Raw genomic sequence first — 25,677 nt, 5'->3', positions numbered from 1 at the left:
TCGATCAGTATGCCTTGCGATGGCGAACGGTCTTGCCGGCAGTCATCAAGACCGGCGGTTCGCTGTCGAGGCGAAAGAGCGTCGCCACCCGTTGCAGCCGCTCGGCTGCCCCCCCCTTCACCGCACCGGACGCTTCGAGGACTTCTCGAAGGGCGGCAAAAGCCGATCGCCGCTCCTCCATCGCATCCGGCAACAACTTCGGAAGGGCCGCAAGGGCGGCATCTTGGTCAATCAGCAGCATGAAGTATTGCTCCCGCATTACCGCCTTGAACGCGGCAAGGTCCAATTGCCTCGTCTGCGAATGAGCCTGACGCAACCGACGCACGGCCTCGAAGCCGCGCTCGTCGGCGCCGCCGCGCGCCATACCGACGAAAATCAGGCATCTGGCGAGACCTTCACAAATACCGCCCTGCACCATTCGGGATCGAAGTTCGGCGATCCGCGTCTCAACAAGTTTCTGATGCAGAAGGCTTTTTGCTGCCTTGCGCGGCTTCCCGGCGCTTGCGTCGATGCCAAGCGCGGCCTGTAGGGTCGGGGAGCCGTAGATGGCGTGAAAGCTCTGTTCTGAAAAATACTCAGCCATCCGCCGCCACCCCTCAAGCCCGTCGACGATCTGTTGCGACAAGCTCTCCTGCCACGCGACGAAAGGGTTCTCCGGGGCCACCGGTTCGCGGGTTTCACGGACCTGGTCTGCAAGAGCCCTGGTCCAACCCATGAAGGGATTGTCTGGCCCGAACAGCGCATATTGCAGGCGCAGCGGATGCAGGTTCCGCATCGCCGCGGCCATGGGCGGCGTCACCGCCGCCTTCACTGCTGGCTGCAGATAGGTGCGGTAGAGCGCGAGATTGACTTCCGAGAGTTTCGCCGCGGTGGCGAAAAGGCGTTCATCCTCGGCGTCGTTGCCGCCAAGCGCCCGGATATCGTCAAGCGTGCGTGGTTCACAGCGCATCAGCCATTCGCCCGAAGCGAACTCCCTGCCTTCGTCCACTTCGCTTGCCGGCGTCAGCACGGCCTCGTACAACCCAGGAGGCAACACATCGATCAGGTCGATGTTGGAAGCGAATTCGTCATGCTCCTTGCGCGCAACACCGGCCGACACGAAGATGCCGAGATGCCCGATCGTCTCGTGTACGGTGTAGACGATGGTCTGGCCATAGGCGCGGATCTCGTCGACGCTGTCATAGAGATCAAGGATCCAGTCGAGTGCCTGCGGCGGCGGCGTAATGTTGTCACCCTTCGAGCAGAAGACCACGATTGGCGAACTTACGTTGCGCAGGTCGATCGCGGTCCCGTCGGACGCCAGAATCTCGCCGGCTGCAAGCTTGTTGCCGACAAAGAGTTCATCGACGATAAACTGCATTTCCTCGGCGTTCAGCGTCACATGGCCGCCCCACCAGCGCTCGAAGCCGAGATAGCGCGCCGCTTCGGTATCGATCTTCGAATAGAGGTTGTACTGCTTGGTCCAGAGCGTGTTGGCTGGGTTCTGGTTTTCGAAGTTTTGCACCAGCCAGGCGCCATCGAAGATGCCGGCGCCGAGATCGCCGGTCAGAGCCGTCAACCAGCTGCCGCCGAGAAGTCCGCCGGAATAACGCATCGGGTTCTGCCCCGTCACGCCGGCCCAATAGGAGAGCGGCGCGCCGGCGATAATGATCGGGCCGAAGAGCTCTGGCCTGAGCGCGGCGACGATCATCACGGCCCACCCGGCCTGGCAATTGCCGATCACGCACGGCTTGCCGTCTGCTGACGGATGGCGCGCAATAACGGTTTCGAGAAATGTCGCCTCGGCAAAAGCAATATCTTCAATGGTCTGACCGGGCACGGGATCTGGAAGAAAGCCGATGAAATAGCAGGGATGGCCCGCCTTCAGCACCACGCCGATTTCGCTATCGGCCTTGAAGCCGCCAATTCCGGGACCGTGGCCGGCACGTGGATCGACGACGACAAAGGGTCGCTTCGACGGTTCAACCGCCACATCTTCGGGCGGAACGATCTTGACCAGTGCATAGTTCACCGGCCGCGCGAGCGTGCGCCCGTCTCGGATGAGTTCGACCTGGAATTCCAGCACGTTTGGAGCGGTTTGCGTGCGGTGTTCCTCGTATTGGGCGCCGCGCTCACGCATGACATCGAGAAACAGAACCGAACGCTGCCACGCGTCCAACGAATAAGCGTAGGCGTCAGCAAATGTCGGGATGGTGGTCGGCTTCGGCATGATGTCCACTCCTCGGTTTGATTGAGGGTCGGGCCTGTTCCCGAACGCTATAGGGCAGTGCAACTGGTCAAGTGTTGATTTACGTCAAGAACGACATGCGTAACGCGACCCGAAACGTCTCATCTGGGCCAAAGGAATAAATCTGCCGAGTGTTGCCGCGAATTCTCACCGTTGCGATATGCTAGGTTCGCACCCGGTCGACGGCGCCCACTTCTCACCTGTAGTTTCGTCTTCTTCGCACTGCAGCATCGTACAGAAACATGCACTCCACAAGACAACCCTTGAAATTTGAGACGCAGCTTGCCAATTGGGGCGAAACCCAAAGGAGGTCCCACCGCGATGAGCGAAATTGAAATGTCCGTAGAGAAACATGTCTTCGAAGCCGATGTAGCCAGGCTGCTCCATCTCATGGTGCACTCGGTCTATTCCGACAAGAACGTCTTCCTCCGCGAACTGATTTCCAACGCCGCGGACGCCTGCGAAAAGTTGCGTTACGAGGCGATCGTCTCGCCCGAGCTTTTGGCCGGCGACACCACGCCCGGCATCCGATTGACGCTCGACGAGGAAAACAACCGCCTCGTCGTTGAAGACAACGGCATCGGCATGAGCCGCGACGAACTCGTGGAAGCGCTCGGCACCATTGCCCGCTCGGGCACGCGCGCCTTCATGGAGCGCATCGAGGCCGCTCAGGGCAAGGAAGGTGCGCAGCTCATCGGCCAGTTCGGCGTCGGCTTCTATTCCGCCTTCATGGTCGCCGATAACGTCGATGTCGTCTCGCGTCGCGCCGGCTCGGACCACGCCTGGGTCTGGTCGTCAGACGGCAAGGGCAGCTACACGGTGGCAGCCGCCGATCTTGCCGACGCGCCGGCCCGCGGCACGCGCATCACCCTGCACCTGATGGAAGATGCCAAGACCTACACCTCGCGCTGGACGGTCGAGCGCATCGTCAAGGATCAGTCAGGCCACGTTCCGGTGCCGATCTCAATCGTCGAGAAACCCGGCGCTGAGCCGGTCTCCGTCGGCGATGGCACGGCGCTCTGGACCAAGCAGAAGAGCGAGATTTCCAAGGAAGACTACGCCGACTTCTACCGCGGCGTCTCCGGCCAGTATGACGATCCGGCATTGACAGTTCATTTCCGCGCCGAGGGCCGGCACGAATATACCGCACTTGCCTTTGTGCCCGGCTCCAAGCCCTTCGACCTCTTCGATCAGGACCGCAAGGGCCGGATGAAGCTTTACGTCAAGCGCGTCTTCATCACCGACGAGGCGGAATTGCTGCCGCGCTACCTGCGCTTCGTGCGTGGCCTGGTCGACACCTCGGATCTTCCGCTCAACGTTTCGCGCGAAATGATCCAGGAAAGTCCGTTGCTGTCGAGTATCCGCAAGGGCCTGACCAACCGCGTTCTGACCGCAATCGAAAAGCTGGCGGAGAGCGACCGCGAGGCCTTCGACACGATCTGGGAAAATTTTGGCAGCGTGCTGAAGGAAGGTATCTACGAGGACTTCGAACGCCGTGTGCAGTTGATTGCGCTTTCCCGCTTCCGCACGACCACGTCCGACGACGGCCACCGCAGCCTCGCCGACTACGTCAAGGACATGAAAGACGGCCAGTCGGCGATCTATTACCTCACCGGCGACAACCTGGCCCAACTCAAGGCATCGCCGCAGCTTGAGGGTTTCCGCGCCCGCGGCATCGAAGTGCTGTTGTTGACCGACCCGGTCGACAGCTTCTGGGTGACGTCGGCGCCGGATTTCGACGGCAAGCCGATGAAGTCGATCACGCAAGGGTCGGCTGATCTCGGCAGTGTCGCAAAACCGGAGGGCAGCGCCGACAACGCGCCGGAAGCAAGCCAAGCGGTGACAGACTTCGTCGCCTTTGCAAAGGAAACGCTTGGCGAAGCCGTGTCGGAGGTTCGCACATCGGATCGGCTGACGGAAAGCGCCGTCTGCCTGGTGGCGCCGGAGCATGGCCCCGACCGCCAGCTCGAAAAGATGCTGCAGGGCGCGGGCCGCCTCGACGGTGCGGCAAAGCCGATCCTGGAAATCAACCCCGGCCATGCGCTGATTGCGGCTATCGCCGCCTGCCCGGCCGACGGTAGCACCTTCAGGACCGACGCCGTTCAGCTTCTGCTCGACCAGGCCCGTGTGCTTGATGGTGACAAGCCGCAGGATCCGCGCGCCTTCGCTGAACGCCTGTCGCGCGTCTTCAACCGGGCGCTCAAGGTTTAACGCACCGGTCCAGCAGACTGTAATTGCAGGAGATGAAGGGGTGAGCGGGAGAAATCCCCCTCACCCTTTCGCTTTTTCCGGCACCTCGGCCATGCCGATCTCCGCCAGCACTTCGGCCGTATGTTCGCCGAGACGCGGAACTCCGCGATCAAGCACCAGCGAGGCGTCGGAAAAGCAGATCGGTGTGCGCACACCCGGCGACGTTCCGTCGGCCGCACCGGAATGCGGTGTGTCGATCTGCATCTGCCGATGTACGACCTGCGGATCGGCAAAGACGTCGGCAACCGAGTTGATCGGACCGCCGGGAACGCCTGCTTCTTCGAGCAAAGCCAAAAGCGTATCCCGCTCGAACCTTGCCGTTTCAGCGCTAAGCGCCGGTGTCAGCGTGTCGCGGTTGTGCACGCGGAGCGCGTTGGTCAGATAGCGCTCGTCCGTCGCCAGATCGCCGCGCTCAAGCAGATTGCAGAACTTGACGAACTGCCGATCGTTGCCGACGGCAACGATCAGATGGCCGTCGGCCGTCGGAAACACCTGATAGGGTGCAATGTTCGGATGGGCGTTGCCCAGCCGGCGCGGCGCCTTGCCCGAAACCAGAAAGTTGAGCGCCTGATTGGCGAGCACACCGGTCATGCAGTCGAGCAGCGCCATATCGACCTGCTGCCCCTTGCCGGTTCGCTCGCGCTGCGCCAATGCCGCCTGGACGGCGATGACGCCGTAGAGCCCGGTGAAGATATCGGCAAAGGCAACGCCGATCTTCTGCGGCTCGCGATCCGGCTCGCCGGTCAGGTCCATGATCCCGCTCATGCCCTGGACGATATAGTCGTAGCCGGCGCGATGGGCATAGGGGCCGTCCTGGCCGAAGCCCGTCACCGAGCAGTAGATCAGCCGCGGATTGACCTTTCTCAGGCTTTCATAGTCGAGGCCGTACTTCTCCAGGCCGCCGACCTTGAAATTCTCGAGCAGCACGTCGGATTGCGCCACCAGCCGCCGCACGGCTTCCTGCCCTTCCTCGGTCGTGAAATCGAGCACAACCGAGCGCTTGCCGCGATTGCAGGCGTGAAAATAGGCCGCATCGAGCTTGTCTCCGTCCTTGCCGGCGACGAAGGGTGGCCCCCAGGTGCGGGTGTCGTCACCCGCCGGGCTTTCCACCTTGATGACGTCGGCGCCGAGATCGGCGAGCGTCTGGCCGATCCAGGGACCGGCCAGAATGCGGGCAAGTTCAAGAACGCGAATACCCTTCAGCGGCGCTTCCATGACCGGCCGCTCAGAAGAAGGCCTGGAGGCCGGTCTGGGCGCGGCCGAGGATCAGCGCATGAACGTCATGCGTGCCTTCGTAGGTGTTGACCGTCTCGAGGTTCACCATATGGCGCATCACCTGGTATTCCTCGGAGATGCCGTTGCCACCGTGCATGTCGCGGGCCATGCGGGCGATATCGAGCGCTTTGCCGCAATTGTTGCGCTTGACGAGCGAGATCATTTCAGGCGCCATGCGGCCTTCGTCCATCAGTCTGCCGACGCGCAACGATCCTTGAAGCCCGAGCGAGATCTCGGTCTGCATGTCGGCGAGCTTCTTCTGGAACAGCTGTGTCTGGGCGAGCGGCCGGTTGAACTGCTTGCGGTCGAGGCCGTATTGACGTGCCGCATGCCAGCAGAATTCGGCCGCACCGAGCGCGCCCCACGAAATGCCATAGCGGGCACGGTTGAGGCAGCCGAACGGACCCTTGAGGCCCTCGACATTCGGCAGCAATGCATCGTCGCCGACTTCGACATTGTCCATGACGATTTCGCCGGTGATCGAGGCGCGCAGCGACAGCTTGCCGGCAATCTTCGGCGCAGACAGTCCCTTCATGCCCTTGTCGAGCACGAAGCCGCGAATGGCGTTGCCATGGGCTTCAGACTTTGCCCAGACGACGAAGACGTCGGCGAGCGGCGCATTGGAGATCCACATCTTCGAACCGACGAGACGGTAGCCACTCTCCGTCTTGATCGCCCGGGTCTTCATACCCGCCGGGTCGGAGCCGGCATCCGGCTCGGTCAAACCGAAGCAGCCGATCCATTCGCCGCTGATCAGCTTCGGCAGATATTTCTGCTTCTGCTCTTCCGAGCCGTAGGCATAGATCGGGTAGATGACCAACGAAGACTGCACACTCATCATCGAGCGGTAGCCCGAATCGACGCGCTCGACTTCGCGGGCAACGAGACCGTAGGCGACATAGGAAGCGCCGACGCCACCATAGGTCTCCGATACCGTCGCGCCGAGCAGGCCGAGCTCGCCCATTTCCCGGAAGATTTCCGGATCGGTCGATTCTTCGCGGTAGGCAGCAATGACCCGCGGCTGCAGCCGATCCTGCGCATAGGCCCGCGCGGTGTCGCGGATCATGCGCTCGTCCTCGGTCAACTGATCTTCCAGGAGGAACGCGTCATCCCATTGAAATTGCGTCTTGCCGGCCATGTCTCTCTCCCATCGGATTTTTCCACTTGCGGTTATGGCAAGCAGAACCAAGGCTTTCAAACGAAATTGAGGCACCGCCTCATGCGTCTGCGGAATGGCCCTGCCGGTCGGGGCGATCTTAACCTTGTTTAGTGATGCCTGATGGACCGAGCCTTATGGTTGTCATATCCTTAACGGGACATTTTATGGGAGTCGTCCGTCATGGATCGTCGAATCTGCAATGTCCGTTTGACACCGCTCATCTGGTTCATCGCGGTGATGGTTGCCGGTCTGATCGCCATTCATTGCTTCGTCATGGTTTGCTGGACGCTGAAGAGCTGTGGGCCCCTCACCGCAACCGTGACGAGTTTCGGCCATCTCTTCGATCTCAATCGAGAACTGAACATTCCAAGCTGGGCAAGCTCCGTGCTGATCGTCCTGGTCGCCGCCGCTTGCATGTTGGTCGGATTGGCCGAACGGCAACAAGGTGGTTCGGCGTGGCCATGGTGGGGGCTCGGCGTCGTGTTCGCCTACATGTCTCTGGATGAAGCGGCAGAGCTTCATGGGTTGCTCGCCACCGACAAATTGGCATTGCCGGGCATGACGGGCGCCGGATTCGCCTGGATCGTGCCAGGGCTTGTGCTCGCCGCCATCATCGCCCTGGCCTATCTGCGCTGGGTGTTGAGACAACCCGCAGAAATACGCAACCTCTTCTTCATCGCCGGCACCATCTATGTCACCGGCGCTCTCGGCTTCGAAGCACTGGGCGGCCTGCTGGCCGACCCGACCTATTTCAACCCCGCCTATCTCGTGGCCTCTACGATCGAGGAAACGCTCGAGTTTCTTGGCATGCTGATCATGCTCTACGCCGTGCTGCGCCGACTGGACATGTCCGGCCTTGCCTTCGAGTTTGCCACGCCTCGGCCAGGCCAAATCGTAACGGCGAAGAGTGACATTCCGCGAAAGGGCTTTGGCGAAGCAACGACCGGCTGAATATTTCGGGCGTAGGGATGGCTATTCGCCCCGCAGGCTCTCTTGCGCGGCGTTGACTTCGTTCGGCGGGCGAGTTGCAAATCCGCGACAATATGGCGACAAGGCTAAAGGATGAACTGCTGAGCAGACCATCAGCATGCGCGCCGAAATGCCATCGACTTGATAGAGGTCCATCGTAATCCACCCCCATGGCCAATGACCGTCTGGAACGCTTCGCCCACAATCTCGACTGGAACCTTCTGCGCACCTTTGTCGTGGTGGTGGAGGAAGGCAGCATAACCGCGGCGGCCAACAGGCTGCTGTTGCAGCAGCCAGCCGTCAGCATGGCGCTCAAGCGGCTCGAACAGACCGTCGGGCAAAAGCTCATCGACCGCCGTCCGGGCCGCTTCGACCTGACCGATGCCGGCGGCAGGTTGCACGCCCAGTGCCGCGACATCTTCGCGGCCGTCATCCGGCTTCCCAACGTTCTGGAAACCGCAGGTGAAGAGATCACCGGCCATCTCAACATCCATGTCGTCAGCCATGCCCACAACCCGGCCTGGGACCGCAAGCTTGAGAGCTTCTTTGCCAAACATCCAAAGGTGACGATATCGGTGACCGTCGCCACCACTGTGGACGTACTGAGCGCCGTCGAACGCAATATCGCGACGATGGGACTTTGCGACGGCAACATCCCGGATTGGCTGAACAAGGCCTTTCATGTCCGCGAACGCTATGCGCTCTACTGCGGTCGCGATCATCCGCTGTTCGGCGTCGAGGGCGTCGATTTCAACGACCTGCGCGGCAATCCCTATATCGCCTTCATCGCCGACGTGCTCGGCGGCCAGCATATGAACTCCGTCACGGCGGTGCGCGCCATCGGCTCGTTCGGCCAGCAGGTTCGGGCCGTATCCTGCAATGTCGAGGAGGTGATGCGGCTGATCGCCTCCAATATCGGCATCGGCATGCTGCCGGATCATCTGGCGGCACCAGCGGTCGCCGAAGGACGACTTTGGCAGCTGCCGCCTTATCACAACCTGCCGACGACGGACGTGTTTCGCATCTCCAACCCCAACTCCATTCTCAACCCTGCCGAAGCCGCCTTCCTCGCGCATGTCGCCGACACCGCCCCGCTCGACCACTGCCTCGACCATCATCAGAATTGATAGCGACATTTCCCGTTATAAATTTGAACGCGGAACATGCTCTGCCTATGGTCCGGCCAAATCAGGAGCGAGGTCGGGACATGCGTGAGTTTGATGTGGCTATCATTGGCGGTGGCATTGCCGGTCTGTCGCTTGCCTATTTCCTGGCGCCGCACCGCTCCGTCGCCGTCATCGAACGGGAAGACGGGCTCGGCTATCACAGCACCGGCCGCTCCGCAGCGGAATTCGTGCTGGGTTACAACGCGCCGGACGTGTGCAAGCTCGCTGCGATCTCCAAAACCTTCTTCGACCAGCCGCCGGAAGGTTTTTCCGAAGTACCGTTGCTGAAGCAGCGCGGTGGCGTGATGATCGCCAACGCAGAGAAGGCGTCACGGCTGGAGACGGTGTTTGCCGAAGAGAGCGCGGCCAATCCTGACCTAAAGAGACTGACCGTCGACGAAGCGATCGCCCTTGTCCCGGTCCTGCGGCGCGATTACGTCGCCAGCGCATTCTACGATCCCAATTTCTGGGATATCGAGGTCGAAAACCTTATGCAGGGCTACCTTCGTGGTGCCCGTCGCCATGGCGCGGAGGTGATCGAACGCAGTGATGCCATTGCTCCGCGCCGCGTGGATGGCGGCTGGGCGCTATCGACGAGTGCAGGCGAGGTTTGCGCAAAGGTCATCGTCAATGCCGCCGGGGGCTGGGCCGATCCAGTCGCCGCCCTCTTCGATGTGGAGCCAGTCGGCATCGTGCCGCACCGCCGCACCGCGATCACCGTGGACCTTCCCTCGGAGATCGATGCCCTGACCCTGCCCGAGATCAACGAGATCGACGAAGACTTCTATATGAAGCCCGAAGGTGGACGGCTGCTGGCTTCCCCCGCCGATGCGACACCGTGCGAGCCGAGCGACGTCCAGCCGGAAGAAATCGACGTCGCCTGGGCCGCCCATTATGTGGAGGAGGCAACGACCGTCCCGGTCCGCCGCATCTTCAAGAGCTGGGCGGGCCTGCGCAGTTTCTCACCCGACAGGCTGCCCGTGATCGGCTATGCGAAGGATCGCCCGGACTTCTTCTGGCTCGCCGGCCAGGGCGGCTTCGGCATTCTGACATCGCCCGCGTTGGGTGCACTTGCCGCCAACCTGCTGATCGGCGCGCCCGCGCCCGAGGGCTTCGTCGCCCACGGCCTTGGTGCCACCATCTTTAGCCCCGAGCGCTTCCAGCGGTAGTCACGGGTCTTCCCGTCCCGCTGAATGTGTCACATTTTGTTAACGACATCCTTGAGGGTGTGAACTGTAACATAAACGACAAGAAACTGACATTTCGCTTTCATGAAGCGCCGCTATGGCAGGTGTCACACCGATGACCGGTCTCCCCGAAAGAGGACCTGCTAGAAATGTTTCAGTTGAAGAACGTAACCCGCCAGTTCGGCAAGAAGACAGCCGTGAGTTCGGTTACATTCGACATTCCCCAGGGCCAGATGGTCGGCGTAATCGGCCGCTCTGGTGCTGGCAAGTCGACGCTCTTGCGCATGATCAATCGCCTTGTCGACCTGTCCTCAGGCTCGATCGAGTTTGCAGGCACGGAAGTCTCGTCGCTGCGGGGCGCCGCCCTACGCAACTGGCAGCGCGACTGCGCGATGATCTTCCAGCAGTTCAATCTGGTCCCGCGCCTTGACGTGCTGACCAATGTGCTGCTCGGTCGCCTCAACCACCGTTCGACGGTGCTGAGCATCCTCAACATGTTTACCCGCGAGGAGCGCATCATGGCGATCGGCGCGCTGGAGCGCCTCGGCATCGAGCAGACCGCGCTGCAGGCGGCCGGCACGCTTTCCGGCGGCCAGCAGCAGCGCGTGGCGATTGCCCGCGCACTGATGCAGCAGCCGAAGGTTCTGCTCGCTGACGAGCCGATCGCCTCGCTCGACCCGCTCAACGCCAAGATCGTCATGGATGCGCTGCGCGACATCAACGAGCGCGACGGCATCACCGTGATCACCAATCTCCACACGCTCGATACCGCGCGCAACTACTGCGAACGCATCATCGGCATGGCCCATGGCCGCGTCGTCTTCGACGGCCAGCCAAAGGATCTGACGGCGGCCGCCGTCGCCGAGATCTATGGCGCCGACACGGGCATCGAGGAATCGATGACCTCGACAAGCATCAATATTCCGGCGGCAATCCCGCAGGAACAAACGGCATCTGCCGGCCTCCAGCCGCTGGCACTGGCCGGCATCTGACGCCCGCCAGGATCGAAGGCCCACGTCAAGGGCACCTCTTTGAAACCGAATATCATCCGGCACAGCCGGAGAAACGGGAGAACCTTATGCTGAAGAAAGCTCTTCTGGGCACTGTTGCCCTGCTCGCCCTCCTCGGCCACGCCCAGGCCGAAGACCTCAAGGAATTCCGCGTCGGCATCATCGGCGGCGAAAACGAAGCCGACCGCCTGCGCAACTTCCAGTGCATCGTCGACAAGCTGCCGGCTGCAATCGGCGTCGAAAAGGTCTCGCTATTCCCGGCCGCCGACTATGACGGCGTCATCCAGGGCCTGCTCGGCGGCACGCTCGACTACGCCGAACTTGGCGCTTCAGGCTTTGCCAAGATCTACCTCGCCAAGGCCGACGCCGTCGAGCCGATCCTGACGACCGTCCAGACCGACGGTTCGACCGGCTACCACTCGATCATGGTTGCCCGCAAGGATTCGGGCATCACCAAGCTCGAAGACCTCAAGGGTAAGAAGCTCGGTTTCGCCGACCCGGACTCGACCTCGGGCTACCTCGTCCCGCTCGTGACCCTGCCGGAATCGATCGGCGCGCCGGTCAAGGAATTCTTCGCTGAAACCGGCTTCGGCGGCGGTCACGAGAACCTCGTTCTCGAAGTCGTCAAGGGCACCTTCGATGCCGGCACGACCTTCGGTTCCGGCGTCGGCGAATTCAAGGACGGCTACACCTCGGGCAATCTGAAGAAGATGGTCGACAAGGGCATCCTCGACATGAACGACCTGGTCGAACTCTGGAAGTCGCCGCTGATCCCGAACGGTCCGATCGTCGTGCGCTCGACGATGAACGACGACATGAAGGCAAAGTTCAAGCAGTTCATGCTCGACCTGCCGAAGACCGATGCCGCCTGCTTCTCCGCCATCCAGGGTGGCGATTTCACCGGCTTCACCGAAGTCAACGCCGACTTCTACAAGCCAATCATCGACGCCCGCAAGGCAACGATCGGCGGCTGATCTTCCCGATCATTCAAGGACGCTGGCCGCCAAAGCGGCCAGCGTTCGCCTTTTTGCTAGGGCGCAGGTGGCGCCTGTCGACAGAGGCCGGCATTGCCGGAACATTCATGGCAACTTCCATGCTCCCGAAGCATCTGAGTGACAACGGCGCGCTGGTCGAGCGTCACTGGCAGGAACTGAACTCCCGCCGCCGGCTCTACTCTTGGCTCGGCTTCGCCGTGCTTATGCTCGCTCTTTCCGGCTCGCTCTGGTTTGCCAACGATTCCAACGCCGGCAAATTCTTCGACCGTTTGCCGCACTTCTTCGATTTCGTCGGAGATCTCGCGCCGCGCGACGGTCTCGAAATCTTCCGTGCCATGTTCGACCTGCCTTCGCCCTATGACGACGGCAGCTTCAAGTACAATTATCCCGAAGGCCGGCTCTACCTGACGGAGAGCTTCTACATTCCCGAATATGTGCACAAGATGCTGGAGACCGTGAACATCGCGATCTTCTCCACCGTCATCGGCACGTTCTTCGGCTTCATCTTCTGTTTCCTCGCCGCCCGCAACCTGATGCCCAACCCGTGGATACGCGGTTTCGTGCGGCGGCTGATGGAAATCCTGCGTGCCTTTCCCGAAGTGGTCATCGCCGGTTTCTTCCTGGCGATCCTCTCGCTCGGGCCGATCCCGGCGATCGCCGCCGTTTCGATCCACACCATCGGCGCGCTCGGCAAGCTGTTCTTCGAAGTGGTCGAGAATGCCGACATGAAGCCGGACGAAGGCCTGCGGGCTGCCGGCGGCAACTGGATCGAGCGGGTCTGGTTCGGCATGGTGCCGCAGGTCCTGCCCAACTTCGCCAGCTATTTCCTGCTGCGCCTAGAGATCAACGTGCGCGCCTCGACCATCATCGGCGCCGTCGGCGGCGGCGGCATCGGCGAGTTGCTGCGCCTTTCGATCGGCCAGGGTCACCAGGCCAAGACACTGGCGATCGTCCTGCTATTGTTTGCGACGATCTTCGCCGTCGACCAGTTTTCCGCATGGCTGCGCCGTCGCCTCGTCGGCGACCAGGCCTTCCAGCTTGCCCAGTAGGTGCGCATCATGACCTCCGCGAACAGACTAAGCCCGCTTGAAATGGATGCGATCGCATCGCGTCACCCGCATTTGCTGCAGGGCTCCTCCAACAAGCGCCTGCGCACCATCCTCATCAGCGCCGGTCTCGTCGTCTACCTCATCTTCAGCTGGTGGTTCTTTTCGATCGGGCATGTGCTCGGCAACGCCAATTGGGGCATTGCCGGAACCTACCTTGCCGATTGGGTCTCCTACGAGGTTCGCCCCGAGATCAGGATCGCCCGCGACAAGACGATGACGCTCGATTACCAGCGCAACTCGCCGCTCGGGCATAATCCCAACCCATCATGGGTGGTACTCGACAAGGAAACAGTGACCCGGACGGTCGAGATCCCCGCGTCCACGACACAGGCTTCAAAGCCAAAGACAAGCTCGTCGTTCAGCTTCATGACGCCCGGTTCAGCACTGGGTGGCGCCAATGCCGCCAGCGAGAAAAGCCGGACCGAAACCCGCACCGATGAGGTCATTACACGGGCGCTCGTGACCCTGAACCGCTCGACGAAGATCGAAGTCTCCGACGGCCTGGTAAGGGCCACCCATGGCGGCGAAACGCTGACTATGGCCGTCGATGGCCAGAACACGGTCACGCCACAAGGCGTGCTTCCGACCTGGGCGACGCAAAAGCGCCCGGGGGAAAAGATCACGCTTGCCTTCGGTGCCACGGGTTGGGCGGAAGTCGAAGGTGACGAAGTCTCGGTGCGCAACCGCTTCTTCGGCTGGGCCAATTTCCTGTTCGACACCAACTCGCCGTTCTTCGGCAAGAGCTACGGCGAAGTCCTCAAGCTGATCGCCAGCGGAGAACGCATCGATCCCACGCGGTCGAACCTGTCGCTCGCCTGGAACAACATTCTCTACAATGCCGAATGGCAGCATCTCGACGTCTGGACCAAGCTGCTGCAGACGGTGGTGATGGCCTTCGTCGGCACGCTGTTTGCCTCGCTGGTGGCATTCCCGCTCTGCTTCCTGGCCGCCCGCAACATCACCCCGAATTTCCTGACCAACCAGATCGTCAAGCGCTTCTTCGACTTCCTGCGGTCAGTCGACATGTTCATCTGGGCCCTGTTCTTCACCCGAGCCTTCGGCCCGGGACCGCTTGCCGGCATGTCGGCGATCTTCTTCACCGACACCGGCACGCTCGGCAAGCTCTACTCCGAGGCGCTGGAGAACATCGACGACAAGCAGCGCGAAGGCGTGAAATCCGTCGGCGCCACGCCGCTTGCCGTGCAGCGGTTCGGCGTGCTCCCGCAGGTGCTGCCGGTTTTCGCCAGCCAGGCGCTCTATTTCTGGGAATCCAACACGCGTTCCGCCACGATCATCGGCGCCGTCGGCGCCGGCGGCATCGGCCTTAAACTCTGGGAAGCAATGCGCACCAATTCGGATTGGGAAAATGTCGCCTATATGGTGCTTCTGATCTTGCTGGTTGTGTTTATTTTCGACAGCATCTCGAACGCCTTGCGCTCGCGGCTGATCGGACAGAAAGCGCATTGACGAGATGAGCGTTTTGCAGCCTCGCCATCATGATGTTGTCATGGAAATCGGCTAGCTGCGCATCGCGTCCCGCGAACAATCGACCCGCCGTCCCGGCGGGCCGGTCGATACAAGAAAGTGAAGACCGTGCGTTATGCAATCTACTTCGCGCCGCCGGCGGATGACCGGCTGTCGCAGACGGCGGGCCGTTGGCTCGGCCGCGACGCCTTTACCGGCGAGACCAGTGAATTTCCGGCACTGGCCGGTCTCGACGCCGAAACGCGGCATACATTGACCGCCGACCCTCGACGCTATGGTTTTCATGGGACCCTCAAGGCTCCCTTCGCCCTTGCCGAAGGCAGCAACGAAGCCGAACTTGTCGCAGCCTTCGAGGCGTTTGCCGCAGATCTCGAACCTTTCGAGATACCGGAATTGACGCTGCATCAACTCGGCCCCTTCTTTGCGCTCGTCTCCGCAACCCATTGCGGGCCGCTGCAGGATCTGGCGGCTCAGGCCGTGCAACATTTCGAGCCGTACCGGGCACCTCTGTCGGAGGCCGACATGGCACGGCGCAGTCCGGACAAACTGCCGGAGCGGCAGAGAGAGTACTTGAGAAAATGGGGGTATCCCTATGTTTTCGAAGAATTCCAGTTCCACCTGACGCTGACCGGGCCCGTTCCCGCCGAGACAGCGAAACCCATGCGGACCATGCTTGAGAACACCTTTGCCGAGCATATCGGCAAGCCGCTTGACGTTGCGTCAGTTGCGCTCTTCGTCGAGCCGCACCGTGGCGCACCGTTCCTGGTCCATTCCCTGCTGCCATTGGGCAGCGCGACACAACGAAAGATCGCATGAGATGAGCAAAGAACAAGTCCTGACCAACGCCCGCATCGTTCTCGAAGACAGCATCCTCGACGGTTCTGTGTTGATCCGCGACGGCAAGATTGCCGACATCTCGAAGGGCACGACCAGCACCGGCGAAGACTTCGAAGGCGATTATCTGCTGCCGGGTCTTGTCGAGCTGCACACCGACCATCTCGAAGCGCACTATTCGCCGCGGCCGGGCGTTCGCTGGCTGAAGATCGCCGCGATCCAGGCCCATGATGCCCAGGTGGTCACATCAGGCATCACCACCGTGTTCGATTGCCTGCGCCTCGGCTCAGACGAGGACGGTGGTTTCCAGAAGGGCGAGATGCGCAGCATGGCCGACGCACTGGCGCAAGCCCAGCAGGAGGGCCGCCTGCGCGCCGACCACCTGATCCACCTGCGCTGCGAGGTTTCCACTTCGGACGTGCTCGACCACTACGAGGATTTCCAGAACGACCCGCAGGTCAAGCTCGTTTCGCTGATGGACCACGCACCGGGACAGCGCCAGTTCCAGACGATGGATCAGTACACGCTCTACTACAAATCCAAGCGCGGCCTGTCGGATGCCGAGTTCGAAAAATTCGTCGCGCGCCAGCAGGCGCTGTCGGCGAAATATGCCGGTCCGCACCGTGACGCGCTCGCCAAGGCCTGCGCCGAACGCGGCATCACCATCGCGAGCCATGACGACGCGACGATCGCCCATGTCGACGAATCAATCGGCTATGGCATCAAGCTCGCAGAATTCCCGACCAGCTTCGAGGCAGCCGAAGCCTCCCATCGCGCCGGTCTTAGCGTGCTGATGGGCGCACCCAACATCGTGCGCGGCAAGTCACATTCGGGCAATATCGCAGCGCGCGACCTCGCCGACCGCGGCGTGCTCGACGTGCTTTCGTCGGACTATGTGCCATTCAGCCTGATCCACGCGCCATTCGTGCTGGCTGACGAACTTGAGGCCATCGACCTGCCCAAGGCGATTGCCATGGTCAGTGCGACACCCGCCCGCACCGTCGGCCTTGATGATCGCGGCCGCATCGCCGTCGGTCTGCGCGCCGACATCTCGCGGGTGCACCGACAGGAAGGCATTCCAGTCGTGCGTTCGGTCTGGCGTGAAGGCCGGCGCGTCGCATGAGTGGGTTCGAACCCAGACGCGGCGCACTCGTCGTCGTAGTCGGCCCGAGCGGCGCCGGCAAGGACAGCGTCATGGGCTTTGCCGCCCGGCACTTTTCCGATTGCGCCGACATCCACTTCGTTCGCCGCGTGATCACGCGGCCCTCCGATGCGGGCGGCGAGGTGCATGAGAGCGTTTCGATTCCCGAATTCGTCGAGATGGAGCAGGCAGGCGCCTTCGCCGTGTCCTGGGACGCGCATGGTCTGAAATACGGCATTCCCGAGGACGTTCGCCGCAATGTCGAAAACGGCGCCACTGCGATCGTCAACGGCAGCCGCAGCGCACTTCCGGCATTTCGCACTTCCTTCGGGGACATCGCCGTCGCGGTGATCACGGCCGAGCCCGCCGTTCTCGCCAGGCGTCTTGCCGAGCGTGGACGCGAAAGCGAAGAGGATGTGCTGCGCCGGCTTTCACGGCAGGTGCCCGACGTCACATCGGGTCCGGATGTCATGCTGATCGACAACAGCGGTCGCCTGGAGATTGCCGGGCGGCATTTCGTCGATCTCGTTGAAAAACTGCGCATGAAGGCCGCTCATCCGGCCTGAAGGACGTGTTTTTCAAACGCCAATTTTCTGGACCCCGGAGCAGTCTCCGGGGTCTTTTTGCATTTGCAGCCAACCGTATGACGGCAATGCCTTGCCGCCTGCCCTTTCCTTTTCCGCAGACGAGCCAATTTTTCCCCTTGCCGGGGTGTTTATTATGTATATACATTATATCCAACGAGAGGGGATCGGCTGATGAGTCAATTTTCGACCACCGCAAAAGCGTCCGGCATCTGCCGCAATCTGCGCCTCGCGACGCTGCGACCGGATCCTGACGGCCTTGGCATGGTGGAAAAGGGCGCGGTGGCTATCGTCGACGGACGCATCGCCTTTGCCGGCGCCGAAAGCGACCTTCCCTCAGATCTGTCTCGCACGCTTGAAACGATCGATTGCCAGGGGCGGGTGATGACCCCCGCCTTCATCGATTGCCATACGCATCTCGTGCACGGCGGCAATCGCGCCCGCGAATTCCAGATGCGGCTTGAAGGTGCCTCCTACGAGGAAATCGCCCGCGCCGGCGGCGGCATCGTCTCTTCGGTCAAGGCAACAAATGCGCTCTCGGTCGATGCGCTCGTCGAAAGCGCGCTGCCGCGGCTCGACACCCTGCTGGCCGAAGGCATTTCGACGGTCGAGATCAAGTCGGGCTACGGCCTGAACATGAACGCCGAGCTCAACATGCTGCGCGCCGCACGCAAGCTTGGCGAGAAACGTCCTGTGCGGATCGTCACCAGCTATCTCGCAGCCCATGCGACGCCCTCCGAATACAAAGGGCGCAACGACGACTATATTTCCGAAGTGGTGCTTCCGGGTCTTGATGCCGCCCACGCCGAGGGCCTGGTCGATGCCGTCGATGGCTTTTGCGAAGGCATCGCGTTTTCGACCGCCGAGATCGCCCGCGTCTTCGATCGGGCCAAGGCCTTGGGCCTGCCGGTCAAGCTGCATGCCGAACAGCTGTCTAACCTCGGCGGCGCCAAGCTCGCCGCCTCCTACGGTGCGCTATCCGCCGACCATCTCGAATATCTTGACGCTGACGGCGCGAAGGCGCTCGCCACATCGGGTACCGTTGCCGTGCTGCTCCCCGGCGCGTTCTACGCACTGCGCGAAAAGCAGTTGCCGCCGGTCGACGCGCTGCGTGCCGCCGGTGCGCATATCGCCATTGCGACAGACTGCAATCCCGGCACCTCGCCGCTGACGTCGCTGCTGCTGACCATGAACATGTCGGCGACCTTTTTCCGGCTGACCGTTGCCGAATGCCTCGCAGGCGTCACCCGCGAGGCGGCGCGTGCGCTCGGCCTTCTCGCCGAGACCGGCACCATCGAAGTCGGCAAGTCAGCCGACCTCGCACTCTGGAACATCGAAGACCCGGCCGAACTCGTCTACCGCATCGGCTTCAATCCACTTCACACACGCATCTTTAGGGGCGAAAGGACCGGTCTATGACCATCATTCTGCATCCGGGCTCGGTTCCGCTTCAGGATCTCGAGACCATCTACTGGACCGGCGAACCTGCCCGCCTGCATCCGTCTTTCGACGCCGGCATCGAGAAGGCAGCCAGACGCATCGCCGAGATCGTTGCCGGTAACGCGCCCGTCTATGGCATCAACACCGGCTTCGGCAAACTGGCGTCGATCAAGATCGATAGCGCCGACGTTGCCACCCTGCAGCGCAACCTGATCCTGTCGCACTGCTGCGGCGTCGGTCAGCCGCTGGCCGAAAACATCGTCCGCCTGATCCTGTCGCTGAAGCTCGTTTCGCTCGGCCGCGGCGCGTCGGGCGTCCGGCTCGAATTGGTCCGGCTGATCGAAGCGATGCTCGACAAGGGCGTCATCCCGGTGATCCCGGAAAAGGGCTCGGTCGGCGCATCCGGCGACCTCGCCCCGCTCGCCCATATGGCGGCCGTGATGATGGGGCACGGCGAGGCATTCTTCGCAGGTGCCCGCATGTCCGGCGCTGCGGCACTTGCCAAGGCCGGGCTGACGCCGGTCGTGCTGGCGGCGAAGGAAGGGCTGGCGCTGATCAACGGTACCCAGACCTCCACGGCACTTGCTCTCGCCGGCCTCTTCCGCACCCACCGCGCCGCCCAGGCCGCACTCGTCACCGGCGCCATGTCGACCGATGCGGCGATGGGATCGTCGGCCCCGTTCCATCCCGACATCCACACACTTCGCGGCCATCAGGGCCAGATCGACACCGCGGCCGCCCTTCGCGCACTTCTTTCAGGCTCGGCCATTCGCGAAAGCCATATCGAAGGCGACGAGCGAGTGCAGGACCCCTACTGCATTCGCTGCCAGCCGCAGGTGGACGGTGCCTGCCTCGACCTCTTGCGCTCCGTCGCGCGCGTCCTCGAAATCGAGGCGAATGCCGTTACCGACAATCCGCTGGTGCTTTCCGACAATTCCGTCGTCTCCGGTGGCAACTTCCATGCCGAGCCGGTCGCCTTTGCCGCCGACCAGATCGCGCTCGCGGTCTGCGAGATCGGCGCGATTTCACAGCGGCGCATTGCGCTGCTCGTCGACCCTGCCTTATCCTACGGCCTTCCGGCCTTTCTCGCCAAGAAGCCAGGCCTCAACTCCGGCCTGATGATCGCCGAAGTGACGTCCGCGGCCTTGATGTCGGAAAACAAGCAGCTCTCGCACCCAGCCTCGGTCGACTCCACCCCGACTTCGGCCAATCAGGAAGACCATGTGTCGATGGCCTGCCACGGCGCACGCCGTCTGCTGCAGATGACCGACAACCTGTTCTCGATCATCGGCATCGAGGCGCTGACGGCCGTGCAAGGTGTCGAGTTCCGCGCGCCATTGGCGACAAGCCCCGAACTGCGAAAGGCCGCAGCGGCGCTGCGGGCCGTCTCTGCGACAATCGAGGAAGATCGCTACCTGGCAGACGACCTGCAGGCAGCCGGCGAACTGGTCGCCTCAGGCACGCTGAATGCCGCGATTTCCGCCGGTATTCTGCCGAAGCTGGGGGCATGAGATGAGCGTCTTCGAAGTCCGTCAGGGCACTTCGCCCGTCATTCTCGGCTTTCCGCACACCGGCACGGATGTGCCAGCCGAAATCTGGGAGCGCCTCAACGGCACCGGCCGCCTGCTCGCCGACACCGACTGGCACATCCACAAGCTTTACGAGGGGCTGCTGCCTGACGTCACCGTTGTGCGCGCCACCTTCCACCGCTATGTCATCGACGCCAACCGCGCCCCGGAGAACGTCAGCCTCTACCCCGGGCAGAACACCACCGGCCTCATCCCGGAGACCGATTTCGACGGGTTGCCGATCTGGAAGGACGGCGCGGCGCCGAGCGAGGCCGATACGGCTGAACGCCTGCGCCAATTCCATGCGCCCTACCACGCCGCGTTTCTGGCCGAGATCGAGCGGGTGAAGGCGATCCATGGCATCGCCATCGTCTACGACTGCCACTCGATCCGCTCGCATATCCCGTTCCTGTTCGACGGCAAGCTGCCGGACCTCAACATCGGCACGGATATGGGCCGCACCTGCGCGCCTGAAATCGAGAAGGCCGCCGTCGATATCGCCGCGGCGGCCGAGGGTTACACCAGCGTTCTCAACGGGCGTTTCAAGGGTGGCTGGACCACCCGCCACTACGGGCGGCCGGAAACCGGCGTGCACGCGATCCAAATGGAACTGGCACAATCGACCCACCTTGCCGCCGAAGAGCCGCCTTTTGCGCTCGACGCAAGCAAGGCAGAACGCCTGCGCGTGCCGCTCAAGGCCATTCTTCAACGCATCGAAAACAAAGCATTCGACCTTAAAACGCTGACAGGGAGCGAGGCATGAACATGAACAATCCGCGCCACAACATTCGCGACGTGCGCGCCCCGCAGGGCACCACGCTCAACGCCAAGAGCTGGATGACCGAAGCGCCGTTGCGCATGCTGATGAACAACCTCGACCCCAACGTTGCGGAAAACCCGCACGAGCTGGTGGTCTATGGCGGCATCGGCCGCGCCGCCCGCACCTGGGCCGATTTCGACAAGATCGTCGAGACGCTGAAGGACCTCAACGAGGACGAAACGCTGCTGGTCCAGTCCGGCAAGCCCGTCGGCGTCTTCCGCACCCACAAGGATGCGCCCCGCGTTTTGATCGCCAACTCAAACCTGGTGCCACATTGGGCCACCTGGGATCACTTCAACGAGCTGGATAAGAAGGGTCTGGCGATGTACGGCCAGATGACGGCCGGCTCGTGGATCTATATCGGCACGCAAGGGATCGTTCAGGGCACCTACGAAACCTTCGTCGAAGCCGGCCGCCAGCACTATGGCGGCAGCTTGAAGGGCAAGTGGGTCCTGACTGGCGGCCTCGGCGGCATGGGCGGTGCGCAGCCGCTGGCAGCCGTCATGGCCGGCGCCTCGTGCCTTGCCGTCGAGTGCAATCCTGACTCGATCGACTTCCGCCTTCGCACCCGCTACGTCGATGAAAAGGCCGAAACGCTCGACGAGGCTATGGAGATGATCGCCCGCTGGACGAAGAACGGTGAAGCAAAATCCGTCGGCCTGCTCGGCAACACCGCAGAAATCCTGCCGGAGATGGTCCGTCGCGGCATCCGCCCCGACATGGTCACCGACCAGACGTCGGCACACGACCCTGTCAACGGCTACCTGCCCAAGGGCTGGACCATGGCTGAATGGAAGGCCAAGCGCGAGAGCGATCCGAAGGCGGTCGAAAAGGCCGCGCGCGCCTCGATGCGCGAGCATGTCGAAGCCATGATCGCGTTTCAGGACATGGGCATCCCGACCTTCGACTACGGCAACAACATTCGCCAGGTCGCCAAGGAAGAGGGCCTCGAAAACGCCTTTGCCTTCCCCGGCTTCGTGCCGGCCTATATCCGCCCGCTGTTTTGCCGCGGCATCGGTCCGTTCCGCTGGGCCGCCCTGTCGGGTGATCCGGAAGACATCTACAAGACCGATGCCAAGGTCAAGGAACTGACCCCAGGCAACACCCACCTTCACAACTGGCTCGATATGGCACGCGAGCGCATCTCGTTCCAGGGCCTGCCGGCGCGCATCTGCTGGGTCGGCCTCGGCGACCGCCACCGCCTCGCCCTCGCCTTCAACGAGATGGTCCGGAACGGCGAACTGAAGGCGCCCGTCGTCATCGGCCGCGACCACCTCGATTCCGGCTCGGTCGCCTCGCCGAACCGCGAAACGGAAGCGATGAAGGACGGCTCGGACGCCGTCTCCGACTGGCCGCTCTTGAACGCGCTCCTCAACACCGCGTCGGGCGCCACCTGGGTGTCGCTGCACCATGGCGGCGGCGTCGGCATGGGCTTCTCGCAGCATTCGGGCGTCGTCATCTGCGCCGATGGCACCGATGATGCAGCCAGGCGACTGGAGCGCGTGCTCTGGAACGACCCGGCCACCGGCGTGATGCGCCACGCGGACGCGGGCTACGATATCGCGCTCGATTGCGCCAAGGAAAAGGGCCTGCGCCTGCCGGGCATCCTCGGCAATTGATTGACAACAAGGGGCGCCCGCAAGGCGCCCCTTTTGCTATATAGGACATGAAGTTTCGGCTATAGCCGAATGGAATTTCTAAGCTTTAGGCTGCTGCGCTATTGTTCTTGCGACGACCATCGAGGATCAGCAGCAGCACCAGCCCGGCAAATCCGCCCACGCCGCCGAGCAGTGCGGTACCCGAATAATTGCTGATGCGGGTTCCAAGGGCAAAGAGTCCGGCGCAAAGTCCGCCGCTCAGGAAGATGTTCACCGCGAGCAGTGAGCTCCCGAGCCCCGGCCTGTCGGCGATCAATTCCTGAAGATAGCTGATCGGGATGGTGATCAATGCGGCCGCGCCGAAGGCGCTGATCAGGCTGAGAGCATAGATGTGCCACGGGGCTGAGGAAAAGCCGAGCAGCACCATGTAGACAATATAGATGACGGTCCCGAGCGCCAGCGCCTTGAACGGAGCAAGATCCATCTGGATGCGCGCCCAGACGAGGATGAAGACGACTTCGAGGAAGGCGACGATGCCGACGATGATGCCGATATCAGTGACGCTGCCGCCGATCTCGTCGGTCATGATCAGCGGCAGCACGGCGGCATTGACGTGCAGCGTCGAGGTGATGGTCGCGACCGCGATCACGCGCAGGAAAATGCGCGGCGCCAGGATCTCCCGGAACGACGTCCAGTAGGAAAGCCGCTTGCCCAGCGCCGGATCGGCGCCGCCTTCGTTGGGCAGTGAAAAGAAGACGATCAACAGATTGACGACACAGCCGAGACAGGCGAGCAGATAGGCGGGTAGCATGCTGTCTCCGCCGGCGAGCGCAAAGCCGACCAGTCCGGGGACCAGCACCCATGCGAGAGAGATGGCGGCTCGCGCGCCCGTCGTCAGCGAGGCCGCGTCATGGCCGCTCATCCTTCGTGCGATGCTACGCACATTGGCAAAGAGCAGCGTATAGACTGCGCCGTAAATCGGCAGCAGCAGCAGGACGCTGACGACGAAGCTCGTCTGGTACGGCATCACATAGACGATGCCGTAGCCGACGACGCCGAACAGGATCGCCGACGACATCAGCACTCGATAGTTGCCGACACGGTCGGCCAGGATGCCGATCGAGACGCTGACGATGACATTCACTAACGAGGCGACGAGGATCAGCAGCGAATAGAGCGCATCGCTGAGGCCGAGCTCGTTAATCCCGACGACGGACTGATAGGGCGAGGTCGCTGCACCCGCGAAACCGAACAGGAAGATTGCCAGCATGCTGACCCGCATAGCCGGGTTGCGCATGGCGCTGAGAAGCGTTGATGTCATGATGATGCACGTCCGCGAAGGAGGCGATTTCAGAAGGGGAGCTTGGCGCCGGCGGATTGCACCGGCGGTTGCATTGCAGGGCGCTGCTTACACCGATTCCACCCAGCGCGCCGAGAGTATTGCCTCGGGCGCAAAGTCGAACTCCGGGTCGAAGGGAAAGGCGGGCCGAGAGCGATGCAGGCTCGCAAGATTGGCGATGTCCTGGTTGACGACACCATCGGTCAAAGCCATCAGGTTGGGGTTGGCGATCGGCGCAAGCTCTGGCGAGAGATAGCCCGATTTGACCACCAGCAGGCGTACAGCTTTCGGGTCGAGGCCCAGCCGCCGGAAATCCTCGATATTGTGATAGGGCCGGCGGCGGGCCGAAAGCACCACATCGATCGCACCTGTGCGAACGACCGCCTGGCGCTCCTTTTCCGGACCGGGATCATCGAGCCGCACGACATCGACGAGCATCTCGGCAACAGGGCTTGTCGGATCAAGGCTGCCGCCGATCTTCAGCATCAGCGTTTCCCCGGCGCCGGCGGCAAAACAGGCATCGACCGCCGGACGGTCGGCGATCCCGGCGATCAGCGCGCCGCGCCAGCCACGCGCCAACAGTGCTTTCAGCACGTCGGCGCGGTCGCCGACGCCGCCGCCGGTCGGGTTGTCGCCGGAATCGGCGAGAATGACAGGTGTCGTGGTCGCGCTTTCGGCGATATCGAGCATGGCGTCGAGCAGGCCCGTCACCGGACCGAAGCGGAAATTATGGCGTTCGGACCAGTATCCTGCCGCGATGTCGGCAGCCGCCTGCTTGGCCGCGGCCCGGTCGGTTGCAGTAACCACCGCGCAGGCCGTCGCGCGCGGCTCATCCGCCCAGACGTAACCGACCATCAGATTTGCATCGAGCACACCCGGCCGCGCGTCGATATCGGGCAGTTGCAGGTAGAGGCTCTTGGCCGGTTCGTCCTCGGTCGAGGTGCATTCCCCCGGCAGCAGCACCGGGATCTTCGCCCACGCGACACCCGGCCGGATGCCGCTGCGCAGCGCCGAAATCAGCATCGTCCAGGCACGGATCATCGTTTCGCGCGTGTCAATGTGCGGCGCTGTGCGGTAACCTGCGAAGATGTCGATCTGGTCGATGATGCGCTGGCTGACATTGCCGTGCAGGTCATAGCTGGTTGCAATCGGGCAATCCGGTCCGACGACGGCGCGCGCGGCAGAGATCCAGTCGCCCTCGGCATCGACCATGCCGTCGACCTTGATCGCACCATGCATGGCAAGATAGAGCCCGTCGATCGGCAAGGCCTGCTGCAGCCGTTCGAGGAACTCAGCCTTGAAAGCGTCGTAGACCGGTTGTGATACCGGCCCGCCGGGCACAGCACGGGCATGCAACAGCGGCAGATGCGAGATACCCTCGGTGTTCAGAAAGTCGAAATAATCTGCCTGGAGCAGCTCTGCACCACGCAACACCCTAAAATCCTCAGTCGTCATCAGCACCGGCGAATAGGTGCTGCACTCCGTGTGGATACCGCCGACGGCAATGCGCATGGAAGCTCC

General features: G+C 62.4%; 20 protein-coding genes. 15 read left to right on the top strand and 5 right to left on the bottom strand.

Going from position 1 to position 25,677, the window contains the following annotated elements; translation table 11 throughout:
* Positions 1 to 4: 4 nt before the first annotated feature.
* Positions 5 to 2,209 carry a DUF3141 domain-containing protein gene (locus BLJAPNOD_RS24000; protein ID WP_115421893.1) on the bottom strand — a complete coding sequence of 735 codons (2,205 nt, stop codon included), beginning with the start codon at positions 2,207 to 2,209 and terminating at the stop codon, positions 5 to 7.
* 339 nt (positions 2,210 to 2,548) lie between these two features.
* Here BLJAPNOD_RS24000 and htpG point away from each other — a divergent pair, with 339 nt between their 5' ends.
* Positions 2,549 to 4,438 carry a molecular chaperone HtpG gene (htpG, locus tag BLJAPNOD_RS23995; protein ID WP_115421708.1) on the top strand — a complete coding sequence of 630 codons (1,890 nt, stop codon included), beginning with the start codon at positions 2,549 to 2,551 and terminating at the stop codon, positions 4,436 to 4,438.
* Between the two features lie 60 nt (positions 4,439 to 4,498).
* Here htpG and BLJAPNOD_RS23990 read toward each other — a convergent pair whose 3' ends face one another.
* Entirely contained in the window at positions 4,499 to 5,692 is a 1,194-nt protein-coding gene (locus BLJAPNOD_RS23990) for a CaiB/BaiF CoA-transferase family protein (RefSeq protein WP_115421707.1), read from the bottom strand.
* A gap of 10 nt (positions 5,693 to 5,702) precedes the next feature.
* Positions 5,703 to 6,890 carry an acyl-CoA dehydrogenase gene (locus tag BLJAPNOD_RS23985; protein ID WP_077505604.1) on the bottom strand — a complete coding sequence of 396 codons (1,188 nt, stop codon included), beginning with the start codon at positions 6,888 to 6,890 and terminating at the stop codon, positions 5,703 to 5,705.
* A 201-nt stretch (positions 6,891 to 7,091) separates the two neighbouring features.
* Here BLJAPNOD_RS23985 and BLJAPNOD_RS23980 point away from each other — a divergent pair, with 201 nt between their 5' ends.
* From BLJAPNOD_RS23980 to hutU, 14 genes are all read left to right on the top strand, one after another.
* A complete protein-coding gene (locus BLJAPNOD_RS23980; RefSeq protein WP_115421706.1) occupies positions 7,092 to 7,862 on the top strand; it encodes a hypothetical protein in 771 nt (256 codons plus the stop codon).
* A gap of 188 nt (positions 7,863 to 8,050) precedes the next feature.
* A complete protein-coding gene (locus tag BLJAPNOD_RS23975; RefSeq protein WP_115421705.1) occupies positions 8,051 to 9,007 on the top strand; it encodes a LysR family transcriptional regulator in 957 nt (318 codons plus the stop codon).
* Positions 9,008 to 9,087: 80 nt separating this feature from the next.
* Positions 9,088 to 10,215, top strand: coding sequence for an FAD-binding oxidoreductase (locus BLJAPNOD_RS23970; RefSeq protein WP_115421704.1), 1,128 nt, complete (start codon positions 9,088 to 9,090; stop codon positions 10,213 to 10,215).
* Between the two features lie 167 nt (positions 10,216 to 10,382).
* The gene (gene phnC, locus BLJAPNOD_RS23965; protein WP_025428674.1) at positions 10,383 to 11,225 is read left to right on the top strand and encodes a phosphonate ABC transporter ATP-binding protein; all 843 of its coding nucleotides are present in this window, start codon (positions 10,383 to 10,385) and stop codon (positions 11,223 to 11,225) included.
* Between the two features lie 86 nt (positions 11,226 to 11,311).
* Positions 11,312 to 12,217 carry a phosphonate ABC transporter substrate-binding protein gene (gene phnD, locus BLJAPNOD_RS23960; RefSeq protein ID WP_077505596.1) on the top strand — a complete coding sequence of 302 codons (906 nt, stop codon included), beginning with the start codon at positions 11,312 to 11,314 and terminating at the stop codon, positions 12,215 to 12,217.
* Between the two features lie 107 nt (positions 12,218 to 12,324).
* On the top strand, positions 12,325 to 13,287 hold the full coding sequence (phnE, locus tag BLJAPNOD_RS23955) for a phosphonate ABC transporter, permease protein PhnE (protein WP_115421703.1): 963 nt from the start codon (positions 12,325 to 12,327) through the stop codon (positions 13,285 to 13,287).
* Between the two features lie 9 nt (positions 13,288 to 13,296).
* A complete protein-coding gene (phnE, locus tag BLJAPNOD_RS23950; RefSeq protein WP_115421892.1) occupies positions 13,297 to 14,814 on the top strand; it encodes a phosphonate ABC transporter, permease protein PhnE in 1,518 nt (505 codons plus the stop codon).
* A 126-nt stretch (positions 14,815 to 14,940) separates the two neighbouring features.
* Entirely contained in the window at positions 14,941 to 15,648 is a 708-nt protein-coding gene (locus BLJAPNOD_RS23945) for a DUF1045 domain-containing protein (protein ID WP_115421891.1), read from the top strand.
* 1 nt (position 15,649) lies between these two features.
* Positions 15,650 to 16,789, top strand: coding sequence for an alpha-D-ribose 1-methylphosphonate 5-triphosphate diphosphatase (locus BLJAPNOD_RS23940; protein WP_077505592.1), 1,140 nt, complete (start codon positions 15,650 to 15,652; stop codon positions 16,787 to 16,789).
* Complete coding sequence (phnN, locus tag BLJAPNOD_RS23935) at positions 16,786 to 17,373, top strand: phosphonate metabolism protein/1,5-bisphosphokinase (PRPP-forming) PhnN (RefSeq protein ID WP_115421702.1); 588 nt, start codon at positions 16,786 to 16,788, stop codon at positions 17,371 to 17,373. Before BLJAPNOD_RS23940 ends, phnN begins: the two co-directional genes overlap by 4 nt.
* Before the next feature lie 192 nt (positions 17,374 to 17,565).
* Positions 17,566 to 18,810 carry an imidazolonepropionase gene (gene hutI / locus BLJAPNOD_RS23930; RefSeq protein WP_115421701.1) on the top strand — a complete coding sequence of 415 codons (1,245 nt, stop codon included), beginning with the start codon at positions 17,566 to 17,568 and terminating at the stop codon, positions 18,808 to 18,810.
* Complete coding sequence (hutH, locus tag BLJAPNOD_RS23925; RefSeq protein ID WP_115421700.1) at positions 18,807 to 20,342, top strand: histidine ammonia-lyase; 1,536 nt, start codon at positions 18,807 to 18,809, stop codon at positions 20,340 to 20,342. The genes hutI and hutH overlap by 4 nt, the downstream gene beginning before the upstream one ends.
* Before the next feature lies 1 nt (position 20,343).
* Entirely contained in the window at positions 20,344 to 21,162 is an 819-nt protein-coding gene (gene hutG, locus BLJAPNOD_RS23920) for an N-formylglutamate deformylase (RefSeq protein WP_115421699.1), read from the top strand.
* Positions 21,163 to 21,164: 2 nt separating this feature from the next.
* A complete protein-coding gene (gene hutU, locus BLJAPNOD_RS23915; RefSeq protein WP_077505667.1) occupies positions 21,165 to 22,838 on the top strand; it encodes a urocanate hydratase in 1,674 nt (557 codons plus the stop codon).
* 85 nt (positions 22,839 to 22,923) lie between these two features.
* Here the strand turns inward: hutU and BLJAPNOD_RS23910 are convergent, their stop codons facing one another.
* Both BLJAPNOD_RS23910 and BLJAPNOD_RS23905 read right to left on the bottom strand, forming a co-directional pair.
* Positions 22,924 to 24,138, bottom strand: coding sequence for an MFS transporter (locus tag BLJAPNOD_RS23910; RefSeq protein ID WP_115421697.1), 1,215 nt, complete (start codon positions 24,136 to 24,138; stop codon positions 22,924 to 22,926).
* A gap of 87 nt (positions 24,139 to 24,225) precedes the next feature.
* Positions 24,226 to 25,668, bottom strand: coding sequence for a M81 family metallopeptidase (locus BLJAPNOD_RS23905; RefSeq protein WP_115421696.1), 1,443 nt, complete (start codon positions 25,666 to 25,668; stop codon positions 24,226 to 24,228).
* Between the last annotated feature and the right edge of the window lie 9 nt (positions 25,669 to 25,677).

This window comes from Ensifer sp. M14 (assembly GCF_003355565.1).
Taxonomy (GTDB): domain Bacteria; phylum Pseudomonadota; class Alphaproteobacteria; order Rhizobiales; family Rhizobiaceae; genus Ensifer.
The sequence above is the reverse complement of the archived record's forward strand: the minus strand, read 5'-3'. Positions and strand labels throughout refer to the sequence as shown.

Excerpts from the sequence above, each read along its gene's own strand:
- htpG (WP_115421708.1), top strand. The coding sequence starts at position 2,549 with ATGAGCGAAATTGAAATGTCCGTAGAGAAACATGTCTTCGAAGCCGAT.
- hutI (WP_115421701.1), top strand. The coding sequence starts at position 17,566 with ATGAGTCAATTTTCGACCACCGCAAAAGCGTCCGGCATCTGCCGCAAT.
- BLJAPNOD_RS23975 (WP_115421705.1), top strand. The coding sequence starts at position 8,051 with ATGGCCAATGACCGTCTGGAACGCTTCGCCCACAATCTCGACTGGAAC.
- hutU (WP_077505667.1), top strand. The coding sequence starts at position 21,165 with ATGAACAATCCGCGCCACAACATTCGCGACGTGCGCGCCCCGCAGGGC.
- BLJAPNOD_RS23910 (WP_115421697.1), bottom strand. The coding sequence starts at position 24,138 with ATGACATCAACGCTTCTCAGCGCCATGCGCAACCCGGCTATGCGGGTC.
- phnE (WP_115421703.1), top strand. The coding sequence starts at position 12,325 with ATGGCAACTTCCATGCTCCCGAAGCATCTGAGTGACAACGGCGCGCTG.
- BLJAPNOD_RS23990 (WP_115421707.1), bottom strand. The coding sequence starts at position 5,692 with ATGGAAGCGCCGCTGAAGGGTATTCGCGTTCTTGAACTTGCCCGCATT.
- BLJAPNOD_RS24000 (WP_115421893.1), bottom strand. The coding sequence starts at position 2,209 with ATGCCGAAGCCGACCACCATCCCGACATTTGCTGACGCCTACGCTTAT.
- hutG (WP_115421699.1), top strand. The coding sequence starts at position 20,344 with ATGAGCGTCTTCGAAGTCCGTCAGGGCACTTCGCCCGTCATTCTCGGC.
- BLJAPNOD_RS23905 (WP_115421696.1), bottom strand. The coding sequence starts at position 25,668 with ATGCGCATTGCCGTCGGCGGTATCCACACGGAGTGCAGCACCTATTCG.
- phnE (WP_115421892.1), top strand. The coding sequence starts at position 13,297 with ATGACCTCCGCGAACAGACTAAGCCCGCTTGAAATGGATGCGATCGCA.
- hutH (WP_115421700.1), top strand. The coding sequence starts at position 18,807 with ATGACCATCATTCTGCATCCGGGCTCGGTTCCGCTTCAGGATCTCGAG.
- BLJAPNOD_RS23970 (WP_115421704.1), top strand. The coding sequence starts at position 9,088 with ATGCGTGAGTTTGATGTGGCTATCATTGGCGGTGGCATTGCCGGTCTG.
- phnD (WP_077505596.1), top strand. The coding sequence starts at position 11,312 with ATGCTGAAGAAAGCTCTTCTGGGCACTGTTGCCCTGCTCGCCCTCCTC.
- phnN (WP_115421702.1), top strand. The coding sequence starts at position 16,786 with ATGAGTGGGTTCGAACCCAGACGCGGCGCACTCGTCGTCGTAGTCGGC.
- BLJAPNOD_RS23980 (WP_115421706.1), top strand. The coding sequence starts at position 7,092 with ATGGATCGTCGAATCTGCAATGTCCGTTTGACACCGCTCATCTGGTTC.
- phnC (WP_025428674.1), top strand. The coding sequence starts at position 10,383 with ATGTTTCAGTTGAAGAACGTAACCCGCCAGTTCGGCAAGAAGACAGCC.
- BLJAPNOD_RS23940 (WP_077505592.1), top strand. The coding sequence starts at position 15,650 with ATGAGCAAAGAACAAGTCCTGACCAACGCCCGCATCGTTCTCGAAGAC.
- BLJAPNOD_RS23985 (WP_077505604.1), bottom strand. The coding sequence starts at position 6,890 with ATGGCCGGCAAGACGCAATTTCAATGGGATGACGCGTTCCTCCTGGAA.